Raw genomic sequence first — 17,827 nt, 5'->3', positions numbered from 1 at the left:
AGCGCACCCAGCCGGCGTGGGCTGATGCGCTCGACCACCAACGTGTTGCTCGGGCGGTTACCCGGGATCACCTTGTGTGGGGCCAGCTTTTCGATGTCTGCTTCGTTGAGGCCTTTAGCGCGCAATTCGGCTTCAGCTTCCTCGCGGGTTTTGCCCAGCATCAGCGCCTGGCTCTGCGACAGGCAGTTGGCGTACAGCCACTGGTGGTGGTCGGCCACCGGGTTGAAGCTCACCACCGGCACGATGAAATCGGCCGGAATCAACTGGGTGCCCTGGTGCAGCAACTGGTGGTAGGCATGCTGGCCGTTGCAGCCCACGCCGCCCCAGATCACCGGCCCGGTGTCGGTCTTCACCGGGGTACCGTCTTGCAGCACGCTCTTGCCGTTGGATTCCATGTCCAGCTGCTGCAGGTGCTTGGTGATGTTGCGCAGGTAGTGGTCGTACGGCAGGATCGCGTGGCTGTTTGCGTCCCAGAAGTTGCCATACCACACGCCCAGCAGGGCCAGTAGCACCGGCATGTTCTTGTCGAACGGTGCGGTCTGGAAGTGCTGGTCCATGGTGTAGGCGCCGGACAGCAGTTCCTTGAAGTTGGCAGTGCCGATGGCCAGGGCGATCGGCAGGCCGATGGCCGACCACAGCGAGTAGCGCCCGCCCACCCAGTCCCACATCGGGAAGATGTTTTCTTCGCGGATACCGAACGCTACAGCAGCAGCCTTGTTGCTGGACACTGCAATGAAGTGGCGGTACAGCTCGGCTTCCGAGCCGCCTTGGGCCAGGTACCAGGTCCGCGCGGCCATGGCGTTTTTCAGCGTCTCGAGGGTGTTGAACGACTTCGACGAGACGATGAACAGGGTGGTTTCGGCGCGCAGGTTGGCCGACAGCTCGTGGAACTCGCTGCCGTCGATATTGGCCAGGTAGTGGCAGCGCACGCCGCGCTGGGCGTAGGGTAGCAGCGCTTCGGACACCAGCTCGGGGCCGAGGAACGAACCGCCGATGCCAATGTTGACCACGTCGGTGATCGGCTTTTCGCTGTAGCCGCGCCACAGGCCATCGTGAATGCGGCCAACCAGTTCGGTAATCTGGTTGAGCACCTTGTGCACTTCCGGCATGACGTTCACGCCGTTGACGCTGAGTTTGTCACCTACGGGCCGGCGCAAGGCGGTGTGAAGCACCGGGCGGCCTTCGGAGGCGTTGATGATCTCACCGCTGAACATCGACTTGATGGCGTCTTGCAGGCCCACTTCATTGGCCAGGCTGACCAGCAGCTCGCGGCTTTGCTCGGTGATCAGGTTTTTTGAGTAGTCGAGGAACAGGCCGCAAGCGCTGAGGGAAAACTGGTCGAAGCGCTTGGCATCGGCGGCGAAGGCTTCGCGCATGCTGAAGCTTTGCATGGCGTCGCGGTGTTTCTGAAGCGCCTGCCAGGCGGGCAGGGCCGTCACATCGTGGGGTGTACGGTAATACGCCATTGCGCGGGGTTCCCTTGGTGCGTGGTGAGGGCTTGGACACGGCAGTCGTTGCCGGGTTCAGGCTGGCACCATTATAGGCAAAGGCCACGTGCTGGGAATGGGTATGGCAGGGGGATTTTGGGGGCATTGCAAGCAAGCCCGCCCCTACAGGTAAACGTGCAGGAGCGGGCTTGCCCGCGAATGGGCTGCAAGGCAGCCCAAGACCGTTATGCGGTCTTCTCTTCCAAATGCAGGTAGAGATTGTCGATCAACCGTGTGTTACCCAGGTAAGCCGCCGCAATCACCACCAGGTCTCGATCATCGATCACTGCCGGGCGCAAACTTACGGCATGGCGTACTTCCAGGTAATCCGGGCGGAAACCCGCTGCGCTCAGTTGCGCCTGGCCTTCAGCGACCAGCGCGGCAAAATCCCGCTGGCCACGGCCGATGCCCGCTGCAATGTGCTGCAGTGTGCGGTACAGCGCTGGCGCAGTTGTACGCTGCTCTGGCGTGAGGTAGCCATTGCGCGACGACAGCGCCAAGCCATCTTCTGCACGCACGGTGGGTTCGCCGATGATCTGGATCGGCATGTTCAGGTCGCGCACCATGGCGCGGATCACCGCCAACTGCTGATAGTCCTTCTCGCCGAACACGGCAAGGTCTGGCTGGACCATGTTGAACAGCTTGTTCACCACGGTGGCCACACCCTCGAAATGCCCAGGGCGGCTGGCGCCGCACAGGCCTTCGGAAAGCTGGGGCACGCTGACGCGGGTTTGCACGCTCATGCCGTCGGGGTACATCTCTTCCACCGTGGGCGCGAACAGCAGGTTGCAGCCGGCCTGCACCAGGCGCTCCTGGTCGGCTGCCAGGGTGCGTGGGTACTTGTCGAGGTCTTCGTTGGCGCCGAACTGCAGCGGGTTGACGAAGATACTGGCGACCACGAAATCGGCGCGCTGGGCAGCCTTGGTCACCAAGGCCGCATGGCCGCTGTGCAGGTTGCCCATGGTCGGCACGAAACCGATGCGTTTGCCCTCACCGCGGGCGCGGGCCACTGCCGCGCGCAGTTCGCGGACGGTCTTGACTGTATTCATGCACTGAACCCGTGTTCGCTGCCTGGGAAACTGACTTGCTTGACCGCCTCGACGTAAGCGACGAGGGCGCTATGGATATCCGGTTGGCCCTGCATGAAGTTCTTCACGAACTTCGGTACCCGGCCGCTCAGCGACAGGCCGAGCATGTCGTGCAGTACCAGTACCTGGCCATCGGTGGCGCTGCCGGCGCCAATGCCGATTACCGGGATGCCAACGGCATTGGTGATTTCCGCCGCCAGTTCGCTGGGTACGCACTCGAGCAGCAGCATGGCCGCACCGGACTGTTCCAGGGCAATGGCGTCGGCACGCATCTGCCGGGCCTGGGCCTCCTGGCGGCCCTGCACTTTGTAGCCGCCCAGCACGTTGACGGTTTGCGGGGTCAGGCCCATGTGCGCGCACACCGGCACACCACGTTCGGCCAGCAAGCGGATGGTTTCGGCCAGCCAGGCTGCGCCTTCGATCTTGACCATGTGGGCGCCGGCCTGCATCAGTGTGGCGCTGTTGGCAAAGGCCTGCTCGGGGGTGGCATGGGCCATGAACGGCAGGTCGGTAAGGATCAGCGCGCCGTCGTTGCCGCGTTTGACGCTGGCGGTGTGGTAGGCCATCTCCGCCGTGGTGACCGGCAAGGTGCTGTCGTGGCCCTGCAGGACCATCCCCAGCGAGTCGCCCACCAGCAACACTTCAACGCCGGCCTGGCTGGCGGCCTTGGCGAAGGTCGCGTCGTAGCAGGTCAGCATGGTGATTTTTTCACCCTTGGCCTTGAGGCCGTTAAGGGTGGTAAGGGTTACTTCAGGCATGTAGGAAACTCCTCGTTCAGGCGCTGTAAAAAACGACTGCATTCAACGCGTGTAGTCATCTTCCGGAGCGGCACATCATCGCGCGTGATGTTCGGGCACAGGTCCGTCCGGGCCTAAATACGGGTATGCGGCACTTTGGTGCCACACGGGACGCCTATAGTCGTGAGCGAGGTGTGGGAAGTCAATCACCCTGTTACCGCATTGTTACGATCAGGGTGTTACTGGCGTTACCGAGGTGGCGATGCAGGCTGGAACGCCCGGTCTACAGGCGTTCCAGGCCGACGAACGGGCATTCGTCGAGCAGTTGCGCGAGGGCGCGGCCATCGGCCAGGCGGAAATCCCCCGGTACCAGCTCGGCCAACGGATACAGCACGAACGGGCGGGCATGCATGTGGTAATGCGGCACTTTCAGGCGTGGCTGGTCGAGCACCTGGTCACCGAACAGCAGGATGTCCAGGTCCAGCGTGCGTGGGCCCCAGCGCTCTTTGCGCACGCGGCCCTGGTCGTTTTCGATGGCCTGCAGCGCATCGAGCAATGCCAGTGGTGCCAGGGCGGTGTCCAGGGCGGCGACAGCATTGGTGTAGCGCGGTTGGCCGGGCAGCAGCGAATCACTGGTGTACAGGGCCGAGGCGGCTACCAGGCGCGTGGCTTCGACCTGGTCCAGCGCCTGCAAGGCACTACGCAGTTGCTCGGCAGGTGCGTCCAGGTTGCTGCCCAGACCTACGTAGGCGCGAATGGTCACTCGAACGCCTCGTCGCCACTGCGCTTGCGTTTGCTGCCGCTGCGCTTGCGCTTGCGCGGGCCGGCACTTTCGTCACGGCTACCAAGCTCGCGGATCATCTCGCGGCGCTCGCTGTCGTTTGCCTCCTGGTAATCGGTCCACCACTGGCCCAGGTCGTCGGTTTCTTCCCCGGCGCTTTCACGCAGCAGCAGGAAGTCGTAACCGGCGCGGAAACGCGGGTTGTCCAGCAGCATGTCGGCGCGCTTGCCGCTGCGGCGCGGCAGGCGCTCCTGCATGTCCCAGATCTCGCGGATCGGCAGGGTAAAACGCTTGGGGATGGCAATGCGCGCGCACTGCTCGGCGATCAGGTCGTGGGCTGCACCGTTCATGGCCGGGATCGGCGGCACGCCCTGGTTCTGCAGGTGCAGCACACGGGCCGGCAGAGCTGGCCAGAGCAAAGCAGCAAACAGGAAGGCTGGCGTCACCGGCTTGCCCTGCTTCACGCGCAGGTCGGTGTTGTTCAGTGCCTGGCTGATCAGCGTGTGGGTGTAGGTCGGCCGCTCATCCAGCGCGTGGGCACTGGCCGGGAACAGCGGTTCGAACAACTCCAGGTCAACCAGCATTTCGAAGGCGATGGCACCTTGGCCGCTGAGGAACAGCTTGAGGCATTCCTCGAACAGGCGCGCGGGTGGAATCTCGCGCAGCATCGGGGCCAGGCCGCGAATCGGCAGGTAAGTGTGCTTTTCGATGCCAAAGTCGAGCTTGGCAGCAAAGCGCACCGCGCGCAGCATGCGCACCGGGTCTTCCTGGTAGCGGTGGGTCGGGTCTCCGATCAGCCGCAGCAGGCGATTGCGCACGTCGTGCACACCGTTGGCGTAATCGAGAATGCGCTCGCTGACCGGATCGTAGTACAGGGCGTTGATGGTGAAGTCGCGGCGTTGCGCGTCCTCTTCCAGGGTGCCGTACACGTTGTCTCGCAGAATGCGGCCACTGGCGTTATGCGACGAACGGTGGGCATCGCCCTGGTCGTCCTCGGAGTGGTGGGCGCGGAAGGTGGCGACTTCAATGATCTCACGGCCGAAATGCACATGGACCAATTTGAAGCGACGACCAATGATGCGGGCGTTGCGGAACTCGGCACGGACCTGTTCGGGGGTGGCGCTGGTGGCGACGTCGAAGTCCTTCGGCGTGATGCCCAGCATCAGGTCGCGGACACAGCCACCGACCAGGTAAGCCTGGTAGCCGGCGCTTTGCAGGCGCTCCACGATGTTCACCGCATGACGGCTGAACTGGTGGCGCTGCAGCGAGTGCTGGCTCTTGTTGATCACCTCGGGCGTGGTGCGCCTGTGGTGCGGGCCCGGTACGGGCGGGCGGAAAGACTGGAACAGCTTCTTCAGCATGGGATGCACTGTGTGAAGGAATGTTCGGCCAAGAATAGGAGAATGGCCGCATGATGGGCGGGGATTCTAGCATTTACTCGGGGAATGGTGTAGGCGGGTAGCAGGATGCCTGCCAGAAGGGTAGAAACGACAAGGGGAGCCTAAGCTCCCCAAGAAGTCGTTGCGTGCTCTTATTGTTTTTTTGCTGGGCTTCTTGTTTTTGTTGAGTGCCCTGCCCACAAATCTCGAAACTTGTGGACGACCCCCAAACCGGGGGTAAAGAGCAAACGGATTGCTTTGGCCGCTGATGACACGTTGATCAGTCGATCCAACCAGTTCAGGCGCTGCTTTTAGTGCAGTTTTTGTTGTTCTCTGCCTGGTTGTGGGGCAAGCCCCAAACACGCATCCTCTCCAAAAGAATCAGTTAGCTGCGCCTCCGCCATCTTGTTTTTATTGTGCGTGAGCCGTTTCGTCTTGTTCTTATTCTGAGTTGCAGTGCTTGTTATTGTTCTTGTACCAAACATATAGCAGGTGCCGTGCCAACTTTTCAAAACCCAATAAAATCAAGGGGTTGAGCGGGCTCTGCAATTTTTGGCAGGTCGAAGATGTCGCAATTTCGTTACCGTACGCCTCGGGGACTGTTACGGCGGAAAGCTTGGGTAACAGATTTTTACGGGAGGTGAGGTGTTACCTGGGGTGTTCCCAGGCCAGATGTGTTCGCGACACCCCGTTCTGCGCCTGTGCCATTGGCGCGCATCCCCCTCGGTGCACGACAGGATATTGAAGGGGACACACAAGGGGCCGCGCGCCAATGGCTCAGGATTGATTGGCCCGAAACAGATGTAGGAGCGAGCTTCGCTCGCGATGCGCCGCGTGGGCGGCGCTCGATCCCACAGGCGCCGCACTTGCTGCGGCGAACACTGGGCAGGTTGAATTACTCGCTGGTAGCGTTGCTCTTGCGCCGTGGGATGCCCAGGCGCTGGCGGCGTTCCCACAGGCACTTGCGGCTTACGCCGAGCTTGCGTGCCAGTTCGGTCTCGGTCATGTGGTCCTGGTGTTCAAGCACGAAGTGCTGGAAGTAGTCTTCCAGCGACAGGTCTTCGGTCGGCTCGTGGCTGGCATTGCCCGCGTTGGCCACCACCAGGGCATTGTCGAGGATGTCATCCTCATCCAGGTCGCTCAGCTCGATGTCGATGCCCAGCAGCTCGGCGGAAATTTCTGCGCTCTCGCTGAGGATCACCGCGCGCTCCACGGCGTTTTCCAGTTCACGCACGTTACCGGGCCAGCTGTAGTGACGAATGGCTTGCTCGGCCTCGGCCGAGAAGTGCAGGTCGTCGCGGCCGATGCGAGCGCTCTGGCGGGCGAGGAAGACGTTGGCGATCTCGTTGACGTCGCTGCCACGCTCGCGCAGGGCCGGCAGCTTCAGGGCGATGACGTGCAGTCGGTAATACAAGTCTTCACGGAACTGGCCGGCCTTGGCCAGGTTTTTCAGGTCGCGGTGGGTCGCGGCGATCAGGCGCACATCGACCTTTTGCGACTGCACCGAACCTACCCGGCGTATCTCGCCTTCCTGCAGCACACGCAGCAGGCGAGCCTGGGCTTCGAGCGGCAGTTCGCCAATTTCATCGAGGAACAGCGTACCGCCATCGGCGGCCTCCACCAAGCCGGCGCGCCCGGCGCTGGCGCCGGTGAACGCGCCTTTTTCGTGGCCGAACAGTTCGGATTCGATCAGCGTTTCGGGGATGGCCGCGCAGTTCACCGAGATCATCGGTGCCTTGGCCCGGCGAGACAGGTTGTGCAGGGCGCGGGCCACCAGCTCTTTACCGGTGCCCGACTCGCCCTGGATCAGCACATTGGAGTCGGTAGGCGCGACCTTGCGGATCTTGCTGTACATGTCCTGCATGGGCTGGCACGAGCCGATGATGCCGATCTCGCCATTGGCCGTTGCCGCGCTGCCTTTGTCGGACGCTGTAGCCTTGCCATTGCTGGCGCGTGGCTCGGCTGGCGGTGCAGCAGCGGGGGCGTTCTGCCGGTCACGCAGAATACGCGCTACTGCCTGCAGCATCTCGTCGTGGTCGAAGGGCTTGGCGATGTAGTCCACCGCGCCCATTTTCATCGAGTCCACCGCTGAGCGCAGGCTGGCGTAACTGGTCATGATCAGCACCGGGGTGCCCTGGCCGAGCTTGATCAGCTCGGTGCCGGGCGCGCCGGGCAGGCGCAGGTCGCTGACGATGAGGTCGAAAGTGGCAATGCTGAAGCGTTCCTGGGCTTCCTGCACCGAGCCGGCCTCGCTGACCTGGTACTGGTTCCGCTCAAGCAGGCGACGCAGGGCCGAGCGGATGATGGTTTCGTCTTCGACGATCAGAATGTGCGGCATTGATTCAATTCTCTCGACGGTCTCGAATTTCAGGGGACGTCGCTACGACATGCCGGGGCAGGGTCACGCGGATCCGGGTGCCACGTTGCCGTTCGATATCGGCCGGGCTGTCGATGGTGATTTGCCCATAATGCTCTTCCACGATGGAATAGACCAGAGCGAGCCCCAGTCCGGTTCCTTCGCCCGGGTCCTTGGTGGTGAAGAAGGGTTCGAACAGGCGGTCCATGATGTTCTTCGGAATCCCGCTGCCTTCGTCTTCGACGATCAGGTCGACGGTGTGCTCGTTAACCTCGCTGCGCACGCGCACGGCGCTGCCGGGCGGCGAGGCATCGCGGGCGTTGGAGAGCAGGTTGATCAGCACCTGGGCCAGGCGCTGCGGGTCACCTTCGGCCCAATGGTCCGGGTCGCAAAGGTTGAAGAACTGTACTTCGAAATTGCGCCGGTTCAACGCCAGCAGACCGATGGCATCTTGTGCCACTTCAGCCAGGCACACGGGCTCCTCGCTGTTCTGGTGGCTGCCGCCGGCATGGGCGAAGCTCATCAGCGACTGGACGATGCGCGATACGCGCTTGGTCTGGTCAAGGATCTGGCTGGACAACTCGATGATTTCGCCATCGTCTTCGCGTTCCTCGCGCAGGTTTTGCGCCAGGCAGGCGATGCCGGTGATCGGGTTGCCGATCTCGTGGGCCACGCCGGCGGCCAGGCGGCCGATGCTGGCCAGGCGCTCGGAGTGCACCAGCTTGTCTTCCAGTGCCTGGGTTTCGGTAAGGTCTTCCACCAGCAGTACCAGCCCGCTGTTACCGGGGGCCAGTGGCTCGTCGATGGCTGCCTTGTGCAGGTTCAGCCAGCGCGGCTGGCCGTCCAGCGCCAGGCGCTGCTTGTGCAGGTGCTCGTCGGGCACGTTGATGAAGCCTTGCAGCAGGCCGCGCCAAGGCTCGTCGATGGTGACCAGGCGCGAGCCGACCACATGCTTGGCGGCGATGCCGGTGAGCTCTTCCATGGCCTTGTTCCACATCAGGATTTCCTGGTCCTTGGCCAGCGAGCAGACGCCCATGGGCAACTCCTGCAGGGTCTGGCGATGGTAGCGGCGCAAGGCATCGAGCTCGGCGGCCAGCCCGGTCAGGCGCGAGTGGTAGTCTTCCAGGCGGCTTTCGATGAAGTGGATGTCTTCGGTCACGTAGTTTTCGTTACCGGACTTGTACGGCAGGAAAGTCTCGACCATGTCCTGGGCCACGCTCGGCCCCATCAGGCCGGACAGGTTGGCTTCGATGCGGTCGCGCAGGCGGCGCAGGGCATAGGGGCGGCGTTCGTCGAACGGCAGGTAGAGGTCGCGCAGTGCTTGCTCGACTTCCTTTTGCGCGGCCTTGGCGCCCAGCGGCTTGGCCAGCTGGGTGGCGAATTCCTGCGGCGAGGCGGCGTGCAGCTCGCGGCGCTGCGGACGGCGCACGTTATCCACGGCACAGGCTTCGGCCGCGCTGACCTCTTCGGTACTGGCGTTGGTGAACAGTGAGATCAGGGTGAACAGCAGCACGTTGGCCGCCAACGAGGCGATGGCTGCCATGTGCCAGCTGGTGTCGTCCAGCACATAGATCATGTCCAGCAGCGGGATGTAGAAGCCCTGCAAGTTGCCGAGAAGCGGCAGCAGCATGGTCACCATCCACACCAGGGTGCCGGCCAGCAGCCCGGCGATGAAACCGCGGCGGTTGGCGGTTGGCCAGTAGAGTACCGACAGCACCCCAGGCAGGAACTGCAAGGTGGCGACGAAGGCGACGATGCCCAGGTTGGCCAGGCTCTGGTGGTAGTTCTGGCTCAGGTAGAACATGAAGCCGGCAGTGATGATGGCGACGATCAATGCACGGCGGGTCCACTTCAGCCAACGGTAGATGTTGCCCTCGGCCGGCGGCTGGTAAAGCGGCAGCACCAGGTGGTTCAGGGCCATGCCCGACAGCGCCAGGGTGGTGACGATGATCAGGCCGCTGGCTGCCGACAGGCCACCAATGTAGGCCAGCAGTGCCAATGCCTGGTTGTTGGCGGCGATGCCCAGGCCCAGGGTGAAGTACTCGGGGTTGGTGCTGGCGCCCAGGCGCAGGCCGGCCCACAGCACCAGCGGCACGGCAAGACTCATCAGCAGCAGGAACAGCGGCAAGCCCCAGCTGGCGCTGACCAGCGAGCGCGGGTTGAGGTTTTCGGTAAAGGCCATGTGGTACATGTGCGGCATGACGATGGCCGAGGCGAAGAACACCAGCAGCAGGGTGCGCCATGGGCCTTCCTGCAGGGGGGTGTGCAGGGCGGCAAGGGCGGTCTGGTTCTGCAACAGCCAGACTTCCAGCTCGTGCGGGCCGCCGAATACGCCATACAAGGCATACAGGCCGATGCCGCCCAAGGCCAGCAGCTTGATCACCGACTCGAAGGCGATGGCGAATACCAACCCCTCATGTTTCTCGCGCGTGGCGATGTGCCGCGAGCCGAAGAAGATGGTGAACAGAATGATCAGCGTGCAAAAGGCAAAGGCCACCCGGGCCTTTACCGGTTCACCGGTAAGGATGCTGATCGAATCGGCCACCGCCTGGATCTGCAGGGCCAGCAACGGGAGCACGCCAATCAGCATGATGATGGTGGTCAAGGCCCCGGCCCAGGTACTGCGGAAGCGGAAGGCCAGCAGGTCGGCCAGCGATGACAGCTGATAGGTGCGGGTGATCTTGAGGATCGGGTAGAGCAGCACCGGCGCCAGCAGGAATGCGCCAGACACCCCCAGGTAACAGGCAAGGAAACCGTAGCCGTACTGGTAGGCCAGGCCAACCGAGCCATAGAAGGCCCAGGCGCTGGCGTAGACGCCCAGCGACAGGGTGTAGGTAAGTGGGTGGCGAATGATCGAACGCGGGATCAGCCCGCGCTCGCTGATCCAGGCCACGCCGAACAGCACCATGAGGTACCCGGCGCTGATCAGGATCATCTGGGTCAGGCTAAAGCTCATCGGCATCTCTTTGGCTCTGCAGGATGAAGGTGACGACGATCAGGATCAGCCAGAGCAGGTAGGGGCGGTACCAGGCTCCGGTCGGTTCGATCCACCAGTCCATGATGGCCGGGGAGAACAGGTAGATCCCCACGACCAGAAGCAGGACCAAACGATAGATGTACATGCTGGCCTCGATGGTTGGGCGCTGCGGGCTTGAACTTATTATTGGCGCAAATGGCAGGGGGGATGCTAGCGGGAATCCACAGCGTTCGCCAAGGGTTTGAATTTACTGGGCTTTTGTTTTTAGGGGGGGTACCTGTGCCGGCCCTTTCGCGGGCATGCCCGCTCCCACAGGTAGACCACAGGCCTTGAAGGCGGCGTGGTTCCTGTGGGCGCGGGCGCACCCGCGAAGAGGCCGGTAAAGGTTCAGCGCAAATCAGCCTCTGGCACCGTGGTCCGCTGCGCGATGGCTTCCGGCCGCCATTGCGTGCGCGCGACTGCCAGCACCTCTGCCGGCGTCGCCAACAGCAGTTCCGGGTCTGTCTCCTGCCCCAGCGCCCGCAATGCCCGCAGCAGCAGGGGGGTAGCATGCTCCGCCTGCAGTGGCGGTGAACGGTACGACTTGCCCAGCTTGTGCCCATCCGGCTGCACGATCAGCGGAATATGCAGGTAACGCGGCTGTGAGAAGCCCAGCAACTCCTGCAGGTACAGCTGGCGCGGGGTGTTGTCGAGCAGGTCGGCACCCCGCACGATGTCGGTAACACCCTGCCAGGCATCGTCCAGCACCACGGCCAGCTGGTAGGCGTACAACCCGTCACGACGCTGGATGACGAAGTCGCCCACCTCACGCCCCAGGTGTTGCTGGTACTCACCCTGCACTCGGTCGGTAAAGCGGTAGATCAGCTCCGGCACCCGCAAGCGGATGGCTGCCCCTTCACGGGCATGCCCGGCGTTGCGGCAAAAGCCTGGGTAGATGCCGTTGTAGCTTTCCAGCTGCTTGCGAGAGCAGGTGCATGCGTACGCCAGGCCCATGTTGAACAGGCGGTCTACCACGGCAGCATAGGCATCGTGGCGCTGGCTCTGGAATACCACCTCGCCATCCCAGTGCAGACCGTAACGTTCCAGCGTCTGGAGGATGGCATCGCGGGCGCCGGGCATCTCCCGGGGCGGGTCGGTGTCTTCCATGCGCAGCAGCCAGCGGCCGTTGACGGCGCGGGCATCGAGCCAGGAGGCGAGGGCGGCGACCAGCGAGCCGAAGTGCAGGAAGCCGCTGGGGGTGGGGGCGAAGCGCCCGATGTAGCTGGAGTCGGTCATGGTCAGGCTGGGCATATAAATGAAACGGGGCGCATGATGCGCCCCGTTCAGGTGGAAGAAAGATCAGCCTTTGCCGACCGTTTTTTCCTTTTTCTCGGCAATTTCCTTGCAGTCGAAGCACAGGTCGGCGGTAGGGCGGGCTTCCAGGCGGCGCAAGCCGATCTCGATGCCGCACGACTCGCACCAGCCGTACTCTTCGTCCTGAATCTTCTGCAGGGTTTTATCGATTTTCTTGATCAACTTGCGCTCGCGGTCGCGGTTGCGCAGTTCGAGGGCGAATTCCTCTTCCTGGGATGCGCGGTCTGCGGGATCTGCAAAGTTGGCTGCTTCTTCTTTCATATGGTCAACGGTCTTGTCGACGCCGACCATCAGCTCTTGCTTCCAGCCAGCGAGGATCTTGGTGAAGTGCTTGCGCATGGGCTCACCCATGTACTCCTCACCCTCGGTCTCCTGATAGGGTGCAACCCCATAAAGATTCTGGTTGGCTTTTTGCTTTTCTAGGGTGGACATGAATAGACCGCCTCTCACTCATCTGATCCAATGCGCAGGATGCTCCATCTCCGGCGACCGCCGGCCCTGCGACTGCGAGCCGCCGAACTTACCAGATAGATCGGGGGTGCGCTACCCCGCCCGATCCTGCTAGTTGACACCGGCCTGAGCGGTACGTTCGGTGGTGTGCAGAGGTAGAATCTCCAGTTTAGACCCAATTGAGAGAAGGTCATGGCCCAACCCTACAGTGCGCGCAGCCGCGCCATCGAACCTTTCCACGTCATGGCACTGCTGGCCCGGGCCAACGAGCTGCAGGCGGCCGGGCACGACGTGATCCACCTGGAAATCGGCGAGCCGGACTTCACCACGGCCGCACCCATCGTCGCGGCCGGCCAGGCCGCGCTGGCCGCCGGGCACACTCGCTACACCGCCGCACGCGGTCTGCCGGCACTGCGTGAGGCAATTGCCGGGTTTTATGGGCAGCGCTATGGCCTGAACATCGACCCGGAACGCATCCTTATTACCCCAGGTGGCTCCGGCGCGCTGCTGCTGGCCAGCAGCCTGCTGGTGGACCCGGGCAAGCACTGGCTGCTGGCCGATCCGGGTTACCCGTGCAATCGCCACTTCCTGCGCCTGGTCGAGGGCGGGGCCCAATTGGTGCCGGTGGGCCCGGATGTGAACTATCAGCTGACTGCCGACCTGGTTGAGCGCTACTGGGACATGGACACCGTCGGAGCCCTGGTCGCTTCGCCGGCCAACCCGACCGGTACCGTGCTGGGGCGCGAGGCGTTGGCCTGCCTGGCCAGAACCACCCATGAGCGGCATGGCCATCTGGTCGTGGACGAGATCTACCACGGCCTTACCTATGGCATGGACGCGCCGAGCGTGCTGGAAGTCGACGACTCGGCATTCGTCCTGAATAGTTTTTCCAAGTATTTCGGCATGACCGGTTGGCGCCTTGGCTGGCTGGTGGCCCCGCCCGGCGCGGTCGCCGACCTGGAGAAACTGGCGCAGAACCTGTACATCAGTGCGCCGAGCATGGCGCAGCATGCCGCGCTGGCCTGTTTCCAGCCCGAGGCGCTGGCCATTTTCGAGGAGCGCCGCGCCGAATTCGCCCGCCGTCGCGACTACCTGCTGCCCGCCCTTCGTGAACTGGGCTTCCGCATTGCCGTCGAGCCGCAAGGTGCGTTCTACCTGTATGCCGATATCAGCGCTTTTGGGGGGGACGCGTTTGCATTCTGCCGGCACTTCCTGGAAACCCAGCACGTGGCGTTCACGCCGGGCCTGGACTTCGGTCGCCACCTGGCCGGGCACCATGTGCGCTTCGCTTACACCCAGAGCCTGCCGCGCCTGGAAGAAGCGGTGCAGCGTATTGCCCGTGGCCTGCAGAGCTGGCAAGGCTGATGCGTTTCTCTCCTTCACTCGAGCAGGGCCGCCTGTTGCGTCGCTACAAGCGCTTTTTGGCCGATATCGAACTGGCCAGCGGCGAGCAGATGACTATCCACTGCCCGAATACCGGCTCCATGCTCAACTGCATGCGTGAAGGTGGGCAGGTGTGGTTCAGCCGCTCCGACGACCCCAAGCGCAAGCTGCCAGGGACCTGGGAAATCAGCGAAACCCCCCAGGGGCGGTTGGCCTGCGTGAATACCGGGCGGGCCAATGCGTTGGTCGAAGAGGCCCTGCGCGCCGGCACAATCACTGAACTGGCCGGTTTCACTGCACTCAAGCGTGAAGTGGCCTATGGCGAAGAAGGCAGCCGTATCGACTTTCGCCTGGAGTTCGAGGGTGCCCCGGCCTATGTCGAGGTCAAGAGTGTGACGCTGGGCTACCCCGACACTGCTGTTGCGGCCTTCCCTGATGCGGTGACTCAACGCGGTGCGAAACACCTGCGCGAGCTGGCAAAGCTGGCCCGGCAGGGCGTGCGGGCCGTGCAGCTGTATTGCGTGAACCTGACCGGTATCGACGCTGTGCGCCCGGCTGAAGAAATCGATACGGCCTACGCCCAGGCGCTGCGCGCTGCCGTAGCGGACGGGGTGGAGGTGCTGGCCTATGGCACTCGGCTGGACGCCGAGGGTATCGTCATCGATCGCCGCTTGCCGGTGCTGCTGACCCCTTGAACCAGATGCCCTGGCTGTCTTCGTGGCAGCCCAGGGGCTGCAGCTGCTCCCCCTCACAGGGGCCTGCCACGCATTCGCCGCTTTCTATCAGGAACAGGGCTCCGTGATGGGCGCAGTGGATGAGGCTGGCGCTGTCATCCAGAAACGCGTCCTCTGCCCAGTTCAGCGGGATGTCCCGGTGCGGGCAGCGGTTGCGGTACAGGTACACCTGGCCTTGGCGACGCACGCCGAACAGTTCGAGGCCGTCTACGCTGAAGGCGCGGCTTTGGCCCTCGGCCAGGCCGAGGGATGTACAAAGGAAGTGCATGGCAAGGATGACCCGTGAAACACGCGATGGCTTGACGCTCCAATGCGAATAATTATCAAATTGATCGCATTCTCTGCGCCCGGCTGCCTATGGTGCGCAGTTCCGCCGCTCGCCACAAGGCGTGTAGCCCGTCTTCAGAAGGAACCCGATGATGCGCCGTCCAGCTGCTTTTCTCGCTCTGTGTGCAGGCCTTGTGCTCTCTACCCAAGCCTTGGCAGCCGAGCTGCCGCAACGCTGGGTCAGCGCGGGTGGCGCCTTGAGCGAGTGGATAACCGCATTGGGAGGTGAAGGGCACCTGGTCGGTGTGGACACTACCAGTCAGCACCCGGCCTCGTTGAAAGCCTTGCCCAGTGTGGGTTATCAGCGGCAACTGTCGGCCGAAGGCATCCTCAGCCTGCGCCCGGATGTGCTGGTGGGCACCGAGGAAATGGGGCCGCCACCGGTACTGGCGCAAATCCGCAAGGCCGGCGTGCGGGTCGAGTTGTTCTCCAGCAAGGCCGAGCTGCCGGCAGTGGATGAAAACCTCAGGCACCTGGGGCAGTTGCTCGGTGCAGAGCAGCAAGCGTCCGCGCTTGCTGCGGACTACCGCCAGCGGCTTGATGCGTTGCAGGCCAACGTCAAGCTGGCCCAGGCCGGGCAGCAGGCTCCCGGGGTGTTGCTGCTGGTCGGCCATGCCGGGGCCAAGCCGCTGATCGCCGGGCAAGGCACTGCCGGTGACTGGCTGCTGGACCAGGCGGGTGGGCGTAACCTGGCCGCGCACCCAGGCTACAAGAACTTCTCCAACGAAGCCTTGGCGGCGCTTGACCCGGATGTGATCGTGTTTTCCGACCGGGCGCTGGCCGATGAGCAGGCCTTGCAGGCGCTGTTGAAAGAAAACCCCGCGCTGGCTGCCTCGCGGGCCGTGCGTGAGAAACGCCTGGTCTCACTGGACCCGACGCTGCTGGTCGGCGGGCTCGGGCCTCGGCTACCGGCGACCTTGCAGTCGCTGGCAGCCACCTTCTACCCGGCTGCCCAGGCCAGCTTCGCACAATGAAACAGCGGGTCTCGCCACGTGCGTTGTTCATTAGCCTGAGCCTGCTGTGGCTGTTGGCAATCTGGCTTTCACTGGCGCTGGGGCCAGTCAGCCTGCCGATGTTCGATACGCTGCGCGCTGGCCTGCGCCTGTTGGGGCTGCCCGTTTCCGGGGATGGCCTGCAGCAGGCCGAGATGATCCTTGGTCAGATCCGCCTGCCGCGCACCCTGTTGGGGTTGGCGGTGGGCGCGGTGCTGGCGCTGTCCGGGGTGGCCATGCAGGGGCTGTTCCGCAACCCGCTGGCCGACCCCGGGCTGGTAGGGGTTGCCGCCGGCGCCGCAGTGGGGGCAGCGGTTGCCATTGTCGGCGGCGCCTGGTTTGGCGGCATGCCGGATGCTTTCGCGCCTTATCTGCTGTCGTTCTGCGCTTTTGTCGGCGGGCTTGGGGTAACTGCGCTGGTCTACCGCCTGGGGCGCCGCGATGGCCAGACCAACGTCGCCACGATGCTATTGGCTGGCGTGGCCATGACCGCGCTGGGGGGCGCGGCCGTGGGGCTGTTCTCTTACCTGGCTGATGACGCCACCTTGCGCACGCTGACGTTCTGGAACCTTGGCAGCCTCAATGGCGCCAGCTATGAGCGGCTGTGGCCATTATTGCTGGTGGCGACAGGCGTAGCGGTGTGGCTGCCGCGCCGGGCCAAGGCGCTGAATGCCCTGTTGCTGGGTGAGTCGGAGGCGCGCCACCTGGGCGTTGACGTGGAGCGGCTCAAGCGTGAATTGGTGTTCTGCACGGCGCTGGGGGTGGGGGCGGCAGTGGCAGCAGCCGGGTTGATCGGCTTCATTGGCCTGGTAGTGCCGCACTTGGTTCGCCTGCTGGCCGGGCCCGATCACCGTGTGGTGCTGCCAGCCTCGCTGCTGGCCGGCGGTGTGCTGATGTTGTTCGCCGACCTGGCGGCGCGGCTGCTGCTGGCGCCTGCCGAGCTGCCGATTGGTATCGTCACGGCCTTCATCGGTGCGCCGTTCTTCCTGTTCCTGCTGATGCGAGGGCGCGGCTGATGTTGCAAGTCGAGGGCCTGTATCTGTGCAGGGGCAGCAATGAGGTGCTGCACGACATTCACCTGCAGTTGCCTCCGGGGCAGGTCGTGGGTGTGCTTGGCCCAAACGGTGCCGGCAAGAGCAGCCTGCTGAGTGTGCTGTGCGGTGAACTGGCGCCCGACCGCGGGCGGGTAACGCTGCAGGGCCGCCCCCTGGCCGATTGGGCCGGGCAGGAACGGGCAAGGCGCCTGGCAGTGTTGCCACAGGTGTCGAGTTTGGGTTTCTCGTTTCGGGTGGAGGAAGTGGTGGGCATGGGGCGCATGCCTCATGGCACCGGTCAGCGGCGCGATGCGGAAATTGTCGAAGCGGCGTTGCGGGCGGCAGATGCCTGGCACCTGGTAGAGCGCAGCTACCTGGCGCTTTCCGGTGGCGAGCGGCAACGGGTGCACCTGGCCCGCGTGCTGGCGCAGCTATGGCCGGGCGAGGAGGGCAGCACGTTGCTGCTCGACGAACCGACCTCGATGCTCGACCCGCTGCATCAGCACACCACCCTGGAAGCCGTACGCCGTTTCGCCGACTGCGGTGCTGCAGTGTTGGTGATCCTGCATGACCTGAACCTGGCGGCGCGTTACTGTGACCGTATCCTGTTGCTGGAGCAGGGGCGCTGCCATGCGTTTGCCACGCCCGAAGCGGCACTGACCCCAGCGGCACTGAAGGCGGTGTACGGTATTGACGTATTGGTGCAGGCGCACCCCGAGCGCGGGCACCCGCTGATCATCACCCGTTGA

The 17,827-nt window shown here is 63.7% G+C and carries 16 protein-coding genes; 5 read left to right on the top strand and 11 right to left on the bottom strand.

Annotated elements, in window-relative coordinates:
* From pgi to dksA, 10 genes are all read right to left on the bottom strand, one after another.
* Positions 1-1,466: glucose-6-phosphate isomerase (gene pgi / locus ACF8O8_RS20035; RefSeq protein ID WP_392510320.1), on the bottom strand; the 1,466-nt coding region annotated here is incomplete at its 3' end.
* A gap of 206 nt (positions 1,467-1,672) precedes the next feature.
* On the bottom strand, positions 1,673-2,536 hold the full coding sequence (panC, locus tag ACF8O8_RS20030) for a pantoate--beta-alanine ligase (RefSeq protein WP_350298567.1): 864 nt from the start codon (positions 2,534-2,536) through the stop codon (positions 1,673-1,675).
* Positions 2,533-3,333: a 3-methyl-2-oxobutanoate hydroxymethyltransferase gene (gene panB, locus ACF8O8_RS20025; protein WP_392510319.1), complete on the bottom strand. Its 801-nt coding sequence runs from the start codon at positions 3,331-3,333 to the stop codon at positions 2,533-2,535. Before panB ends, panC begins: the two co-directional genes overlap by 4 nt.
* A 262-nt stretch (positions 3,334-3,595) precedes the next feature.
* A complete protein-coding gene (gene folK / locus ACF8O8_RS20020; RefSeq protein ID WP_010955348.1) occupies positions 3,596-4,075 on the bottom strand; it encodes a 2-amino-4-hydroxy-6-hydroxymethyldihydropteridine diphosphokinase in 480 nt (159 codons plus the stop codon).
* Positions 4,072-5,454 (bottom strand): polynucleotide adenylyltransferase PcnB, encoded by a 1,383-nt coding sequence (locus ACF8O8_RS20015; protein WP_070096298.1) that lies wholly within the window; start codon positions 5,452-5,454, stop codon positions 4,072-4,074. The genes folK and ACF8O8_RS20015 overlap by 4 nt, the downstream gene beginning before the upstream one ends.
* Before the next feature lie 913 nt (positions 5,455-6,367).
* Complete coding sequence (locus ACF8O8_RS20010) at positions 6,368-7,810, bottom strand: sigma-54 dependent transcriptional regulator (protein WP_010955346.1); 1,443 nt, start codon at positions 7,808-7,810, stop codon at positions 6,368-6,370.
* A gap of 4 nt (positions 7,811-7,814) precedes the next feature.
* Positions 7,815-10,790, bottom strand: a complete 2,976-nt coding sequence (locus ACF8O8_RS20005) for a sensor histidine kinase (RefSeq protein WP_010955345.1) — start codon at positions 10,788-10,790, stop codon at positions 7,815-7,817.
* The gene (locus ACF8O8_RS20000) at positions 10,774-10,950 is read right to left on the bottom strand and encodes a hypothetical protein (RefSeq protein ID WP_003250005.1); all 177 of its coding nucleotides are present in this window, start codon (positions 10,948-10,950) and stop codon (positions 10,774-10,776) included. The genes ACF8O8_RS20005 and ACF8O8_RS20000 overlap by 17 nt, the downstream gene beginning before the upstream one ends.
* Before the next feature lie 242 nt (positions 10,951-11,192).
* A complete protein-coding gene (gene gluQRS, locus ACF8O8_RS19995; protein WP_033730627.1) occupies positions 11,193-12,080 on the bottom strand; it encodes a tRNA glutamyl-Q(34) synthetase GluQRS in 888 nt (295 codons plus the stop codon).
* 63 nt (positions 12,081-12,143) lie between these two features.
* Positions 12,144-12,590, bottom strand: a complete 447-nt coding sequence (gene dksA / locus ACF8O8_RS19990) for an RNA polymerase-binding protein DksA (RefSeq protein ID WP_392510318.1) — start codon at positions 12,588-12,590, stop codon at positions 12,144-12,146.
* A gap of 210 nt (positions 12,591-12,800) precedes the next feature.
* On the opposite strand from dksA, the gene ACF8O8_RS19985 reads away from it, so the two are divergent.
* Positions 12,801-13,973: a pyridoxal phosphate-dependent aminotransferase gene (locus tag ACF8O8_RS19985; RefSeq protein ID WP_392510317.1), complete on the top strand. Its 1,173-nt coding sequence runs from the start codon at positions 12,801-12,803 to the stop codon at positions 13,971-13,973.
* Positions 13,973-14,686 (top strand): DNA/RNA nuclease SfsA, encoded by a 714-nt coding sequence (gene sfsA / locus ACF8O8_RS19980; protein WP_392510316.1) that lies wholly within the window; start codon positions 13,973-13,975, stop codon positions 14,684-14,686. The genes ACF8O8_RS19985 and sfsA overlap by 1 nt, the downstream gene beginning before the upstream one ends.
* On the opposite strand, the gene ACF8O8_RS19975 is transcribed toward sfsA, so the two are convergent.
* Positions 14,649-14,993: a Rieske (2Fe-2S) protein gene (locus tag ACF8O8_RS19975; protein ID WP_010955342.1), complete on the bottom strand. Its 345-nt coding sequence runs from the start codon at positions 14,991-14,993 to the stop codon at positions 14,649-14,651. The two genes, sfsA and ACF8O8_RS19975, sit on opposite strands and share 38 nt — an antisense overlap.
* Before the next feature lie 148 nt (positions 14,994-15,141).
* Between ACF8O8_RS19975 and ACF8O8_RS19970 the strand changes: the two genes are divergently transcribed.
* From ACF8O8_RS19970 to ACF8O8_RS19960, 3 genes are read left to right on the top strand one after another with little or no spacing between them, the layout of a single operon-like run.
* Positions 15,142-16,026 (top strand): hemin ABC transporter substrate-binding protein, encoded by an 885-nt coding sequence (locus ACF8O8_RS19970; RefSeq protein ID WP_392510315.1) that lies wholly within the window; start codon positions 15,142-15,144, stop codon positions 16,024-16,026.
* A gap of 50 nt (positions 16,027-16,076) precedes the next feature.
* Positions 16,077-17,060: a FecCD family ABC transporter permease gene (locus tag ACF8O8_RS19965; protein ID WP_392510321.1), complete on the top strand. Its 984-nt coding sequence runs from the start codon at positions 16,077-16,079 to the stop codon at positions 17,058-17,060.
* Positions 17,060-17,827 carry a heme ABC transporter ATP-binding protein gene (locus tag ACF8O8_RS19960; protein WP_350298570.1) on the top strand — a complete coding sequence of 256 codons (768 nt, stop codon included), beginning with the start codon at positions 17,060-17,062 and terminating at the stop codon, positions 17,825-17,827. The genes ACF8O8_RS19965 and ACF8O8_RS19960 overlap by 1 nt, the downstream gene beginning before the upstream one ends.

It is taken from the genome of Pseudomonas sp. TYF_14 (assembly GCF_043105275.1).
In the GTDB taxonomy this organism is placed as follows: Bacteria; Pseudomonadota; Gammaproteobacteria; order Pseudomonadales; family Pseudomonadaceae; genus Aquipseudomonas; species Aquipseudomonas alloputida.
The sequence above is the reverse complement of the archived record's forward strand: the minus strand, read 5'-3'. Positions and strand labels throughout refer to the sequence as shown.